The organism is Streptomyces sp. NPDC050422, assembly GCF_044458665.1.
GTDB lineage: Bacteria > Actinomycetota > Actinomycetes > Streptomycetales > Streptomycetaceae > Streptomyces.
This window is the reverse complement of the sequence record NZ_JBITIE010000021.1, coordinates 1-12,811: the sequence shown is the minus strand read 5'-3', so window position 1 is coordinate 12,811 and position 12,811 is coordinate 1. Positions and strand designations below refer to the sequence as shown.

The window sequence follows — 12,811 nt, the reverse complement described above, 5'->3', positions numbered from 1 at the left end:
CGGTGCCTCCGGAGACGGTGGATCATCCGTTTCCGGGGGCACCACAGTGTTGTACGGCGTGTGTGCGAGACAATGGACGGCATGGAAATGCCGAGGAATGAACGGTCGCAGGAGCATCCCCAAGTCCTCGTGGTGGGGCAGGACGGAATGGCGATCGGCGGCGGTGGCACTGACGACGAGTCGCGTGAGGTCCCGGTGACGGAGATGGTCGAACAGCCCGCGAAGGTCATGCGCATCGGCAGCATGATCAAGCAACTCCTGGAGGAGGTCAGGGCGGCTCCTCTCGACGAGGCGAGCCGAGTACGCCTGAAGGAGATCCACGCCAGCTCCGTCAAGGAGCTGGAGGACGGCCTCGCGCCGGAGCTGGTGGAGGAGCTGGAGCGGCTCTCGCTGCCGTTCACCGAGGAGTCGGTTCCCTCCGAGGCGGAACTCCGGATCGCACAGGCCCAGTTGGTCGGCTGGCTGGAGGGCCTCTTCCACGGCATCCAGACGGCGCTGTTCGCCCAGCAGATGGCCGCCCGGGCGCAGCTGGAGCAGATGCGCCGCGCGCTGCCTCCCGGCAGCGGTCACGAGGAGGAGGACGGCGGCGCGGACCCGCACGGGCCACTCCGCTCCGGCCCGTACCTGTAGGCCTGGAACAGGCCTGTCGCAGGCCTGAACCTGCATCCGTCGATCTACCCGATTCCGCGAAGGGCCCGGCACTTGCGTGCCGGGCCCTTCGCGTGTTCCACCGCCCCGCGGGGCGGGATCAGGCCTTTGCCTGCGCCTGGAGGAGCACCTTGCCGACGTGGGTGCTGGACTCCATCACCCGGTGGCCCTCCGACGCGTCCCGCATCGGCAGCGTGCGGTCCACGATCGGCCGGACGACACCGTCGGCGATGAGCGGCCAGACGTGCTCGCGTACGGCGGCGACGATCGCGGCCTTCTCCGCGAGCGGGCGGCCGCGCAGCGACGTCGCCGTGACGGCGGCCCGCTTGTTCAGCAGGGCGCCCAGGTTCAGCTCGCCCTTGGCGCCGCCCTGGAGACCGATGATCGCGAGCCGGCCGTTGACTGCGAGCGCCTGCACGTTCCGGTCCAGGTACTTCGCACCGACGATGTCGAGGATGACGTCCGCGCCCGCCCCGTCCGTCGCCTTGCGGAGCTCCTCGACGAAGTCCTGCTTCCGGTAGTCGATCAGGATGTCTGCGCCGAGTTCGGCGCAGCGTGCCAGCTTCTCGGGGCCACCGGCGGTCACGGCGACCCGGGCACCGACCGCCTTGGCGAGCTGGATCGCCATGGTGCCGATGCCGCTGGAGCCGCCGTGCACCAACAGCGTCTCGGCGGGGCGCAGATGAGCCACCATGAACACGTTGGACCAGACCGTGGACGTCACTTCGGGCAGCGCCGCGGCGAGCGTCAGGTCCAGCCCGTCCGGTACGGGAAGCAACTGCCCCACGGGGACGGCGACCTTCTCCGCATAGCCGCCGCCCGCCAGGAGCGCGCACACCTCGTCGCCGACCGACCAGCCGACGACACCGGGGCCGAGGGCCGAGACGCGCCCCGCGCACTCCAGGCCCGGGTAGGGGGACGCGCCGGGCGGCGGGTTGTAGAAGCCCTGCCGCTGGAGCACGTCGGCCCGGTTGACCGCGCTGGACACGACATCGACGAGGACCTCGCCCTCGCCGGGAACGGGATCGGGCACCTCGGCCCACACGAGCGCCTCGGGGCCACCGGGTTCGGGGATCGTGATCGCATGCATGGCCGCGAGGCTACTCCGTGGAAGCCGGGCGGCCACGCGATGCGCGGCGGTGCGGCGCGGGGCGGTCGGTGGCCCTGGCCCTCCCCGGCCGGGGGGCCCGGGCGGTGGTTCGCTTCGGTCAGGTGCGCGGGGCAGGGTGCGGCGGGTGATTCAGCGGCGGGTCGTTGGAGACGCGCACGATGGTGATCAGGCGGTCCGTCAGCTGCAGTGGGCTCGCCGCCGGATCGTCGTACCCCAGGAGCCGGTGGCCGCGCAGGACGTTGACCACGAGGTCGTCGGTCTCGCGGACGCTCTTGCCCACCTCGGCCTTTATCACCGGCCGTTCGACCAGGTCGAGCCCGCTGCCCTGCTGGATCAGGTCCTCCATCACCGTGCCCGCGCTGGGGCTGAGGACGGAAAGACCGAGCAGCCGGCCCGCCGCGCTGGCGCTGGTGATCACGGCGTCGGCGCCGGACTGCCGGAGCAGCGGAGCGTTCTCCTCCTCGCGCACCGCGGCCACGATCTTCGCGCCGCGATTGAGCTGCCGTGCGGTCAGTGCGACCAGGACCGCCGTGTCGTCGCGCTGGGTGGCGATGATGATCTGACGCGCCTTCTGCAGCTCGGCCCGCAGCAGCACATCGCTGCGTGTCGCGTCCCCGAGCACGCCCGTGAAGCCCTCGGCGTTGGCGATCTCTATCACCTTGGACGCCGGGTCGACGATGACGATCTGGTCCTTCCGCAGCCCGGTGGCGCAGAGGGTCTGGATAGCCGAACGGCCCTTCGTACCGAAGCCGACGACGACGGTGTGGTCACGCAAGTTGGTTCTCCAACGCTTCAGCCGGAAGTCCTCGCGGGTCCGTTCCGTGAGGACCTCAAGGGTGGTGCCGACCAGGATGATGAGGAAGAGCACGCGCAGCGGTGTCACGAGCAGCACGTTCACGAGCCGGGCGCTGTCGCTGTACGGGGTGATGTCGCCGTATCCGGTGGTGGAGAGGGTGACCGTCGCGTAGTACACCGCGTCCAGCAGGTCGACCTTGCCGTCGGCCGCGTCGTGGTAGCCACCACGGTCGATCCAGACGATCAGCACCGTGACGCCGAGCACCATCAGAGCCATCATCAGCCGCTTGCCGACCTGACGGGCCGGGCCGGCGACGACCCGGCGCGGGAGCATCACCCGGGTGGGGACGACCTGTTCGTCGGCACGCCTGGCCATCGCGTCATGGCCGGGAAGTTTCACGTGAAACACCCTTCAGTCCACGGCGTCGCCGCGGCCCACGGTAGATCGAGGATCTCCACCTCGGTGCCGGACCGTACCCCGCCCGGCTCCACAACAGCCAGCCCGTCCGCGGCGGCGACGCCGCGCAGCATGGCCGGACCGTTGTAATGCAGGGGTACGACGTGCTCCGCGCCCCCACCGGTTCCCGCGCTGTCGCGGTGCGTCGCGGAATCAGGGGGGCCGGCCGCGCAATGGACCACGGGGACCAGCCGGGTGTCGTGCGGGTGGCCGTGCACGTCGTCGCGTATGGCCACCCGGTAGGGGTCCTCGGAGGTCCGGCCGGCCAGCCCTCTGAGTAGCGGCTCGGCCAGCGTGAGCAGGCCGGACACCGCGGCCAGGGGGTTGCCGGGCAGCCCCACGAGGTACGGGCCCCCGCCGTCCAGCCGGGCCAGCAGCATGGGATGGCCGGGGCGCACCGCGACCCCGTCGACGAGCAGCTCGGCACCGATCCCGGCCAGGACAGGGTGCACATGATCGACGGGCCCTGCGGCGGTGCCACCGGTGGTGACGATCAGGTCGGCCTCGGAGCCGGTGAGCGCCTGCCGAAGGGCCTCCGCGTCGTCGCCCAGGCGGCGTGGTGCGGAGACCTCGGCGCCCAGAGCGCGCAGCCAGGGGCCGATCATCGGGCCGAGTGCGTCCCGGATCAGCCCGTCGTGCGGCAGCCCGGCCGTGAGGAGTTCGTCGCCGAGGACGAGGACGTCGACGCGCGGCCGGGGCCTGGTCGGCAGCTCGTCGTAACCGGCGGCCGCGGCCAGTCCGAGGACCGCGGGCGTCACCAGCGTTCCGGCGGGCAGGAGCTGGTCGCCCGAACGGCACTCCTGGCCGCGCGGCCTGATGTCCTGCCCGGGATGCACCTGTCGCTGCGCGTGCAGCAGTCCCCTGGACTCGTCGGCGTGGGCGTGTTCGCTGCGGATGACAGCGGTGACGTCCGCCGGGATCCGGGCTCCTGTGGCGATGCGGATGGCGTCGCCGTCGGGGAGCGGGGCGGGTGTGGCGTGTCCGGCGAGGATCCCCTCGTCGTCCCGGATGGTCCACGGTCCCGGTCCCGCGACGGCCCAGCCGTCCATGGCGGAGGTGTCGAAGGACGGGAGATCGGTGAGCGCGGCGAGCGGCTCGGCGAGCACCTGCCCGAGCGCCCGGTCGAGCGGAACCCGCACGGTGCGTGGCGGGACTGCGCGCCCGGCCCTGGCGGCAACGGCACGGGCCTCGCCCCAGGAGGTCATTCGGGAGTGCGGCCGGCCGTGGGGGGCGGGCCGGTCTTGGCCGGGCGCGGGGGAGCGCTCGGCCACGTGGTGCGAGGAGGCGGCCGCATCGGCCCGGGACCGGTCCGATGCGTGGGGCTCGGGCCCTCCGCCCGGGCCGGCCCCCGAAGGCGCTTGCCGGCCGACCAGAGCGAGGGCCTGCGCCACGGCCCGCTCCTCGTCGGCCTCGGCGTCGGCAGCGCTGCTCCGGTCCGCGGCGGGCGGGAGCCGGTCCGCGGCGGGCGGGAGCCGGTCCGCGGCGGGCGGGAGCCGGTCCGCGGCGGGCGGGAGCCGGTCCGTGGCCGGGGGCCGGTCCGCGGCGGGCGGGAGCCGGTCCGTAGCGGGCGGGAGCCGGTCCGTGGCCGGGGGCCGGTCCGCGGCGGGCGGGAGCCGGTCCGTAGCGGGCGGGAGCCGGTCCGCGGCGGGCGGGAGCCGGTCCGTGGCCGGGGGCCGGTCGCCGCCGCCGCTGTGGCCCGTCATGGCGTCTCGGCCTCGTCCGCCCATCGGAGGGCGAGCGCGGCGGCCTTCCGGGCGGCCTCGGCCACTGCCTCCGGGCCGCCGCCGTCGCCGCTCGCCTTCGCCGCCGCGTAGCCGACCAGGAAGGTCGTCAGGGGCGCGGCAGGGCGGGCGACGCCGTGGGCGGCGTCACGGGCGAGGTCGAGGAGGACGCCGGTGTCGACGTCGAGTTCGATGCCCAGTTCGTTCTTGACTGCGGTGATCCATTCATCCAGCACGGTCCCATGCTCCCTGATCCGGGCCCGGGCCGAAGCGATGTCCTCCCAGGTGTCGCAGTCAAAGGAGGCCAGAGGGTCCGCCGCCACCCTGGAAAGCTTCAGTTCGTGGGTGAGCAACCGCAGGGGCAGACCCGCCAGGCTGCCGTGCTCGGTGGCGATGAGCGCCAGTTCGCGGCGCAGCGCCTCCGCGCGGTAGACGGCGACCAGCGGCTGGTCCCGGCCGTCCCGGTCGGTGCAGACAGCGCCCTCGGCGTCCCCCTGGCCGGCCGCCTCCAGCAACGCGCCGACCGTGTCCGCTCCCAGGAACGGCAGATCGGCGGAGAGCACGAGTACGCGCTCCGCCGCCGTGTGCCGCACCCCGGCGCCGAGCGCGGCCAACGGGCCACCGCCCTGGGGCTCTTCGCGCGTCCAGGTCACCGCGCGGGCGGTGGGCCGCCGTCCCCCCACCACCACGGTGGCCGCTGCACCGGCGCAGGCGCCGAGAACCCGGTCGAGCAGCGCGCGGCCGCCGACCCGGACCCCCGGTTTGTCGGCACCGCCGAGCCGCTTGGCGGCCCCTCCGGCGAGAACGATGGCGTCATACGCGGTCATGCCCCGAGTATGCGTGCCCCACCGTCCGGTGGATCCTTCCGGTCCACCGGAAGAACCCCCGGACGACGCCGGACCTACAACGTCCGCAGCAGCACCGCCGGCTGTTCCACGCAGTCGGCCACGTAGCGCAGGAAGCCTCCCGCCGTACCGCCGTCGCAGACCCGGTGGTCGAAGGTCAGTGAGAGCTGGACGACCCGCCTCACGGCCAGTTCGCCCTCGTGCACCCACGGCTTGGGGATGATCCGGCCGACGCCGAGCATGGCCGCCTCCGGGTGGTTGATGATCGGCGTCGATCCGTCGACCCCGAACACCCCGTAGTTGTTGAGCGTGAACGTGCCTCCGGTCAGTTCAGCGGGCTTCAGCGTCCCCGTCCGCGCCGCCTCGGTCAGCCGGGCGATCTCCGCCCCGATCGACTCCACGTTGCGCGTCTGCGCGTCCCGGACAACCGGGACGACCAGGCCGCGCTCGGTCTGTGCCGCGAACCCGAGGTGGACCTCCGGCAGCCGCACGATCTCGCGCGCCTCCATGTCCACCGTGGAGTTGAGTTCGGGATACCGGGCCAGGGCCGCCGTACAGATACGGGCGAGCAGGGCGAGCACCGACACCTTGGGACCGGCACCGGAACCGCTGACACCGTTCATCGCCGCTCTGGCCGCCATCAGCTCGGTGGCGTCGGCATCCACCCAGCACGTGGCGTCGGGGATCTCGCGCCGGCTGCGTGCCAGCTTGTCGGCGACAGCGCCCCGTACACCGCGCAAGGGGATCCGTTCGCCGGCAGGACGTGTCGTGAGCCCTGCCGTCACCGCGGGCCGCGCCCCCGGCGTCCCGGCCGGAGCGGCGGCGGGAGCCGGCGTCGCCGACCGGATGGCAGACTCGACGTCGGCGCGCAGGATCAGCCCGTCGGGACCGGATCCCGCGAGCTGCCGCAGATCCAGGTCGTGCTGCCGCGCAAGCTTGCGCACCAGCGGGGAGACGACGGCCACCGGCCCGGGGGCGACGGCGACAACGGCTGCGGCGGGCACCGAAAGGACCTGCGGCCGGACCCGCCGGCGTCGCACCGGCGGCGCCCCGGTCCCGTACCCCACCAGCACATTTCCTGACCCGGACGGTTCCGCGTCGACGGCCGCCTCACCGGAACCCGGCCCCGCGCCGGCACCGGCACCGGCACCGGTCACCGTCTCCGATGGTTCCGCGGTCCCGACGGCGACCGTCAGCAGCGGTGCTCCGACGGGCAGTTCCGTCCCTTCGTCGCCGAACCGTGCGGTCACCACGCCCCCGTACGGGCACGGCACCTCCACCATCGCCTTGGCCGTCTCGACCTCGACGACCGGCTGATCGATGGCGACGACATCGCCGACCTCCACCAGCCAGCGCACGATCTCCGCCTCGGTCAGCCCCTCGCCGAGATCCGGAAGCTTGAATTCGAGTACCTGAGGCATCAGTTCTCCGCCTCCCACTGCAGTCGTGCGACGGCGTCGAGCACCCGGTCCACGCCCGGCAGGTGGTGGCGCTCCTGCATCGGCGGCGGATACGGAATGTCGAAACCGGCGACGCGCAGCACCGGCGCCTCCAGGTGATGGAAACAGCGCTCGGTGATCCGGGCGGCGATCTCGCCGCCCGGGCCGCCGAAGCCGGTGGACTCATGGACGACGACCGCGCGGCCGGTGCGCCGGACGGAGGCGGCGACGGTCTCGTCGTCGAACGGCACCAGCGAGCGCAGGTCGACGACTTCGAGGTCCCAGCCCTCCTCGACGGCGGCCTGCGCCGCCTCCATGCAGACCGGCAGCGACGGCCCGTACGTGATCAGCGTCGCGCTGCGTCCGGGGCGGCGCACGACCGCCCGCCCGATCGGTTCGACGGCGGCCGGCGCCTGCGGCGACCAGTCCGCCTTCGACCAGTAGAGCCGCTTGGGCTCCAGGAAGACCACGGGGTCGTCCGACGCGATCGAGGCCCTCAGCAGCCCGTAGGCGTCCTCGACCGTGGCGGGCGTGACAACGTGGAGACCCGGGGTCGCCATGTAGTACGCCTCCGAGGAGTCGCTGTGGTGCTCGACGCCGCCGATGCCGCCGCCGTACGGAACCCGGACCGTGATCGGGAGCGGCATCGCGCCCCCGGTCCGGTTCCGCATCTTGGCGACGTGGCTGATGAGCTGCTCGAACGCCGGATACGCGAAGGCGTCGAACTGCATCTCGACCACGGGCCGCAGCCCGTACATCGCCATGCCGACGGCTGCCCCGAGGATGCCGGCCTCGGCCAGCGGGGTGTCCGTGCACCGCTCGTCGCCGAACTCCTTCGCCAGGCCGTCGGTGATCCTGAAGACCCCACCGAGCGTCCCGACGTCCTCCCCGAGGACGTGCACCGAGGGATCCTCGGCCATCGAGTCACGCAGCGCGCGCCCGAGTGCCTGCGCCATGGTCGCGGGCTTGGCCTTCGCCGTCCGCTCCCGGGCCGTGGCCGCTGCCGTGGTCATTGCCCTGCACCCCTGTCGTCCGTGCTGTGCTCGTCCTGCTCGGCGTCCAGCTCGACCCGCAGACGGGCCGCCTGCTCGCGCAGTTGTGTCGTCTGCTCCGCGTAGACGTGGGCGAAGAGGTCCATCGGGTCGAGCACCGGGTCCGCGTTCATCCGCTCCCTCAGCTGCGCCGCCATCTGCTCCGCGGCCACGCGTGCCTCCTCGATGCCGTCGTCGCCGAGCAGCCCGCGCCCGGTCAGCTCGCGCTCCAGGAGCTGGACCGGATCGTGGGCCCGCCAGGCCTCGACCTCGCTGTCACCGCGGTAGCGCGTGGCGTCGTCCGCGTTCGTGTGCGCGTCCATGCGGTAGGTGACGGCCTCCACGAGCGTGGGGCCGCCACCGCTCCTCGCCCGCGCCACGGCCTCGGAAAGCACCTGGTGCACGGCGGCCGCGTCGTTCCCGTCAACCAGCCGGCCGGGCATCCCGTACCCCACGGCCTTGTGGGCCAGGGACGGTGCCGCGGTCTGCTTGGCCAGGGGTACGGAGATGGCGAAGCCGTTGTTCTGCACGAGGAAGACGACCGGGGCCCGCCAGACGGCCGCGAAGTTCAGCGCCTCGTGGAAATCGCCCTCGCTGGTGCCGCCGTCACCGACCATGGCGAGCGCCACCACGTCGTCCCCCTTGAGCCGCGCCGCGTGGGCCAGACCCACGGCATGCGGCAACTGGGTGGCGAGCGGGGTGCACAGGGGGGCGATGCGGTGCTCGCGCGGGTCGTACCCGGTGTGCCGGTCGCCGCGCAGCAGGGTCAGGGCCTCGACCGGGTCCAGCCCCCGCGCCACGGCAGCGAGGGTGTCGCGGTAGCTGGGGAACAGCCAGTCCCGCTCCTCCAGCACCAGGGCGGCCGCGATCTCGCAGGCCTCCTGCCCGGTGCTCGACGGATAGACGGCGAGCCGGCCCTGCTTGGTGAGGGCGGTCGCCTGTGCGTTGTACCGCCGGCCGCGCACGAGCTCGGCGTAGAGCCGCAGCAGCAGCTCGGGATCTGCGTCGGCCACGGCGTCCGTACCGAGCACGCGGTACGGCGCGGGGTCCGGGAGCAGGGGCGCGGGATCGGTGAGCGGCTTCCAGGCCGGGGGCGGCGTGGGCCGGTAGGCGGCCGCGCCGGGCAGCTCTTGGACCGTCATGACAGGCACCTCCTGGCGTCGAGGGGTATCGAGCGACATCTGCGGCACGGGGGGGGTGCCCGGTGCCGAGGGGTGTTGATATATGTCGAAATAACCAAAGCCGTGCGAGGCGCGCATGTGGTGCGTCTCACCTACCGATTGTTCGGTCGCGAGCGCATTTTGGCTACAGGCACCGTCAGCCTGTGGACAAACGGTTCTCCACAGCCTGGGATGGGAACAGGTCGTCCAGGACGGGGAGGCACGGGAACATGGCAGCTGAACAAATGGCCGACGGGGGCGAGGAGCCCGGCCGGATCCCCCCGGCACGCCCGCTCGACTCCATCGACCGCGCCATCCTCCGACTGCTCCAGACGGACGGCCGCGCCTCGATACGGTCGGTGGCCGACCGCGTCCACGTATCGCGGGCCAACGCGTACGCCCGGATCAACCGGCTCATCGAGGACGGCGTGATCCGCGGCTTCAGCGCACGGGTGGACCATGAGCGGGCGGGGCAGGGCGCCTCCGCGTACATCACGCTCAAGATCGTGCAGAACTCCTGGCGCACCGTGCGGGAGCAGCTCCAGGCGTTGCCCGGGGCCACGCACATCGCGCTGGTCAGCGGCGATTTCGATGTCCTGCTGCTGGTGCACACCCCGGACAACCGGTCACTGCGCGAGCTGGTCCTCACCAGGATCCAGGCCATTGAGGAGGTCCTGTCCACGCGCACCCTGCTGGTGTTCGAGGAGACGGACCTGGCCCCGGGCTCCGACCGGCCCGCAGAACTCACCTGAGCAGGGCCGCCCCGGCCGGGGTCGACGAGGTCAGCGGCTGAACTTCATCGGGCAACGGGGTCAGCGGCTGAACTTCATCGGGCAACGGGGTCAGCGGCTGAACTTCATCGGGCAACGGGGTCAGCGGCTGGACTTCATGCCTTCGAAAGCCAGCTGTACGACGGTGTCGGCGAGCCGCTCCCCCTCCGCGCCGCCGTCCGCCAGCGGCCGGAACCACTCCACGAGCGAGTTGACCATCCCGAACAGCAGCCGCGTCGCAAGCCGTATGTCGACGTCGGAGCGGAGGTCGCCGTCCGCGACCGCCGCCTTGAGCAGGTCGGCCACGCGCTGGTCGAACTCGCGCCGCCGCTCCAGGGCCCAGCGCTCGGTCTTCGTGTTGCCCCGCACGCGCAGCAGCAGCGTGACGTAGGGCAGTTCGGCTATCAGCACCTCGACGGTGCGACGCGTGACGTATTCGACGCGCTCGATCGCACGGCCCCGGGTCGCGCCCGGCTCGTCGAGGATGCCGAAGAGTCCGTCCAGCGCCCGGCTCACCGCACGTCGCAGCAGCTCTTCCTTACCGGCGACATGGTGGTAGATGGACGATTTCGAGATGCCCGCCGCCTTCGACAGGTGCTCCATCGACGTGCCGTCGTAGCCGCGCTCGTTGAAGACACGGACAGCGACGGCGAGCAGAGTCTCCGGGGTGTACGTGTCCCGCTTGGCCGTGGTCATGCCCGCGATCCTCCCCTACCAGTCGGACCGACCTTCAAATGGGGGCGGTCTTGTCCACAGGTTTCGCGGGCCCTCTTGTCCCGACCGATCGTTCGGTTACTCTAACTCTGTCCGCCCGTCCCTGCCCAGCTCGATGAGGAGTTGGTCCGTCATGGCCGCCGAGCTCTCCCCGCACCTGCTGTCCGAGAAGCACCGTCCCACGCTCGACCGGGCCCTCGACGCGATCCGCACGCGTGCCTACTGGTCGCCGCATCCCGAGCACCCGAAGGCGTACGGCGAGGGCGGCGCGCCCGGCAGCCTGGGCGCCGCCGAGGGCAAGGCCGCCTTCGACGCCGTGCTGCACACCCGCCTCGACCTGGACCAGCCGGGAACGGACGGCTGGACGGGCGGCGAGATCTCTCCGTACGGTCCGGAGCTGGCCGTCGAGTATCCCCACGCCGACCTCGACGTACTGCTTCCGGCGATGCGCGCGGGCATCCCCGCCTGGCGCGAGGCCGGCCCGGAGACCCGGGCCCTGGTCTGCCTGGAGATCCTGGCGCGGATCAGCGCCCGCACCCATGAATTCGGCCACGCGGTGATGCACACCAGCGGGCAGGCCTTCATGATGGCGTTCCAGGCCGGCGGCCCGCACGCCCAGGACCGCGGCCTGGAGGCTGTGGCGTACGCGTACGAGGAGCAGACGCGCGCGCCCCGAAGCGCCGACTGGTCCAAGCCGCAGGGCAAGCGCGACCCGATCGACCTGCACAAGACGTTCACCGCGGCCGGACGCGGCATCTCGCTGCTGATCGGCTGCAACACCTTCCCCACGTGGAACGGCTACCCGGGCCTCTTCGCCTCCCTCGCCACCGGCAACCCGGTCCTGGTCAAGCCGCACCCCCGGGCGGTGCTCCCGCTGGCCCTCACCGTTCAGCTGGCGCGCGAGGTGCTCACCGAAGCGGGCTTCGACCCCAACCTGGTCGCCCTGGCCGCCGAGCGTCCGGGCGAGGGCATCGCCAAGACCCTGGCGGTCCGCCCGGAGATCAGGATCATCGACTACACCGGCTCCACCGCGTTCGGTGACTGGCTGGAGGCCAACGCCCGCCAGGCGCAGGTGTACACGGAGAAGGCCGGGGTCAACACGATCGTCCTCGACTCCACGGACGACTACCGCGGCATGCTGGCCAACCTGGCGTTCTCGCTCTCCCTGTACAGCGGCCAGATGTGCACCACCCCGCAGAATCTCCTGATCCCCCGGGACGGCATCACGACGGACGTCGGCGACAAGTCGTACGACGACGTGGTCACCGACATCGCCGCTGCCGTCACCGGCCTCCTGGGTGACGACGCCAGGGCCAACGGCCTGCTCGGCGCCCTGGTCAACCCGGACGTGAAGGCACGCCTGGAGTCGGCCGCCCAGCTGGGCGAGGCCGCTCTGCCCTCGCGCGAGGTGACCCATCCCGACTTCCCCGAAGCGGTCGTGCGTACGCCGCTGATCGTCAAGCTCGACGGCAGCAAGCCGGACGACGATTCGCCCTATCTGTCGGAGTGCTTCGGCCCGGTCTCGTTCGCGGTCGCGGTCGATTCGACGGCGGAGGCTGTGGAACTGCTGCGCCGCACCATCCGCGACAAGGGGGCGATGACGGTCGGCGCCTACACCACCTCACCGGAGGTGGAACGCGCGATGGAGGACGTCTGTCTGGACGAGTCGGCCCAGCTGTCCCTGAATCTGACCGGCGGGGTGTACGTCAACCAGACGGCGGCGTTCTCCGACTTCCACGGCTCGGGGGGCAACCCGGCGGCGAACGCGGCACTGTGCGACGGCGCTTTCGTCTCCAACCGCTTCCGCACCGTGGAAGTCCGCCGCCAGCGCTGAAACGGAACCACTCCGGCAGACCCAGGCCTCTCCGGCGGGGGCCAGCCCTCCGACCCCGGGCACAGGCTCTCTCCGGCGGGGGCCAGCCCTCCGACCCCGGGCACAGGCTCTCTCCGGCGGGGGCCAGCCCTCCGACCCCGGGCACAGGCTCTCTCCGGCGGGGGCCAGCCCTCCGACCCCGGGCACAGGCTCTCTCCGGCGGGGGCCAGCCCTCCGACCCCGGGCACAGGCTCTCTCCGGCGGGGGCCAGCCCTCCGGCCCCGGGCACAGGATCTCTCCGGCGGGG

At 72.3% G+C, this 12,811-nt stretch carries 11 protein-coding genes; 3 read left to right on the top strand and 8 right to left on the bottom strand.

All coding sequences use genetic code 11. The features are described 5' to 3' along the window. The first annotated feature begins 81 nt into the window (after positions 1–81). The gene (locus ACIBJG_RS29915; protein WP_148019789.1) at positions 82–630 is read left to right on the top strand and encodes a bacterial proteasome activator family protein; all 549 of its coding nucleotides are present in this window, start codon (positions 82–84) and stop codon (positions 628–630) included. A 118-nt stretch (positions 631–748) separates the two neighbouring features. Here ACIBJG_RS29915 and ACIBJG_RS29910 read toward each other — a convergent pair whose 3' ends face one another. From ACIBJG_RS29910 to pdhA, 7 genes are all read right to left on the bottom strand, one after another. Further along, the gene (locus ACIBJG_RS29910; RefSeq protein WP_399312149.1) at positions 749–1,738 is read right to left on the bottom strand and encodes an NAD(P)H-quinone oxidoreductase; all 990 of its coding nucleotides are present in this window, start codon (positions 1,736–1,738) and stop codon (positions 749–751) included. 118 nt (positions 1,739–1,856) lie between these two features. Further along, positions 1,857–2,930, bottom strand: a complete 1,074-nt coding sequence (locus tag ACIBJG_RS29905) for a potassium channel family protein (protein WP_399312366.1) — start codon at positions 2,928–2,930, stop codon at positions 1,857–1,859. 20 nt (positions 2,931–2,950) lie between these two features. After that, the gene (locus ACIBJG_RS29900; RefSeq protein ID WP_399312147.1) at positions 2,951–4,714 is read right to left on the bottom strand and encodes a molybdopterin-binding protein; all 1,764 of its coding nucleotides are present in this window, start codon (positions 4,712–4,714) and stop codon (positions 2,951–2,953) included. Further along, positions 4,711–5,559, bottom strand: coding sequence for an NTP transferase domain-containing protein (locus ACIBJG_RS29895; protein ID WP_399312145.1), 849 nt, complete (start codon positions 5,557–5,559; stop codon positions 4,711–4,713). Before ACIBJG_RS29895 ends, ACIBJG_RS29900 begins: the two co-directional genes overlap by 4 nt. 74 nt (positions 5,560–5,633) lie before the next feature. Beyond that, positions 5,634–6,998: a dihydrolipoamide acetyltransferase family protein gene (locus ACIBJG_RS29890; protein WP_399312143.1), complete on the bottom strand. Its 1,365-nt coding sequence runs from the start codon at positions 6,996–6,998 to the stop codon at positions 5,634–5,636. Next, positions 6,998–8,029 (bottom strand): alpha-ketoacid dehydrogenase subunit beta, encoded by a 1,032-nt coding sequence (locus tag ACIBJG_RS29885; protein ID WP_399312141.1) that lies wholly within the window; start codon positions 8,027–8,029, stop codon positions 6,998–7,000. Before ACIBJG_RS29885 ends, ACIBJG_RS29890 begins: the two co-directional genes overlap by 1 nt. After that, on the bottom strand, positions 8,026–9,189 hold the full coding sequence (gene pdhA / locus ACIBJG_RS29880) for a pyruvate dehydrogenase (acetyl-transferring) E1 component subunit alpha (RefSeq protein WP_399312139.1): 1,164 nt from the start codon (positions 9,187–9,189) through the stop codon (positions 8,026–8,028). The genes ACIBJG_RS29885 and pdhA overlap by 4 nt, the downstream gene beginning before the upstream one ends. Positions 9,190–9,452: 263 nt before the next feature. On the opposite strand from pdhA, the gene ACIBJG_RS29875 reads away from it, so the two are divergent. After that, positions 9,453–9,959, top strand: a complete 507-nt coding sequence (locus ACIBJG_RS29875; protein WP_399312364.1) for an Lrp/AsnC family transcriptional regulator — start codon at positions 9,453–9,455, stop codon at positions 9,957–9,959. 120 nt (positions 9,960–10,079) lie between these two features. Here the strand turns inward: ACIBJG_RS29875 and ACIBJG_RS29870 are convergent, their stop codons facing one another. Further along, complete coding sequence (locus tag ACIBJG_RS29870; protein WP_399312137.1) at positions 10,080–10,673, bottom strand: TetR/AcrR family transcriptional regulator; 594 nt, start codon at positions 10,671–10,673, stop codon at positions 10,080–10,082. Between the two features lie 151 nt (positions 10,674–10,824). On the opposite strand from ACIBJG_RS29870, the gene paaN reads away from it, so the two are divergent. Further along, entirely contained in the window at positions 10,825–12,525 is a 1,701-nt protein-coding gene (gene paaN / locus ACIBJG_RS29865) for a phenylacetic acid degradation protein PaaN (RefSeq protein WP_399312135.1), read from the top strand. Positions 12,526–12,811: the final 286 nt, after the last annotated feature.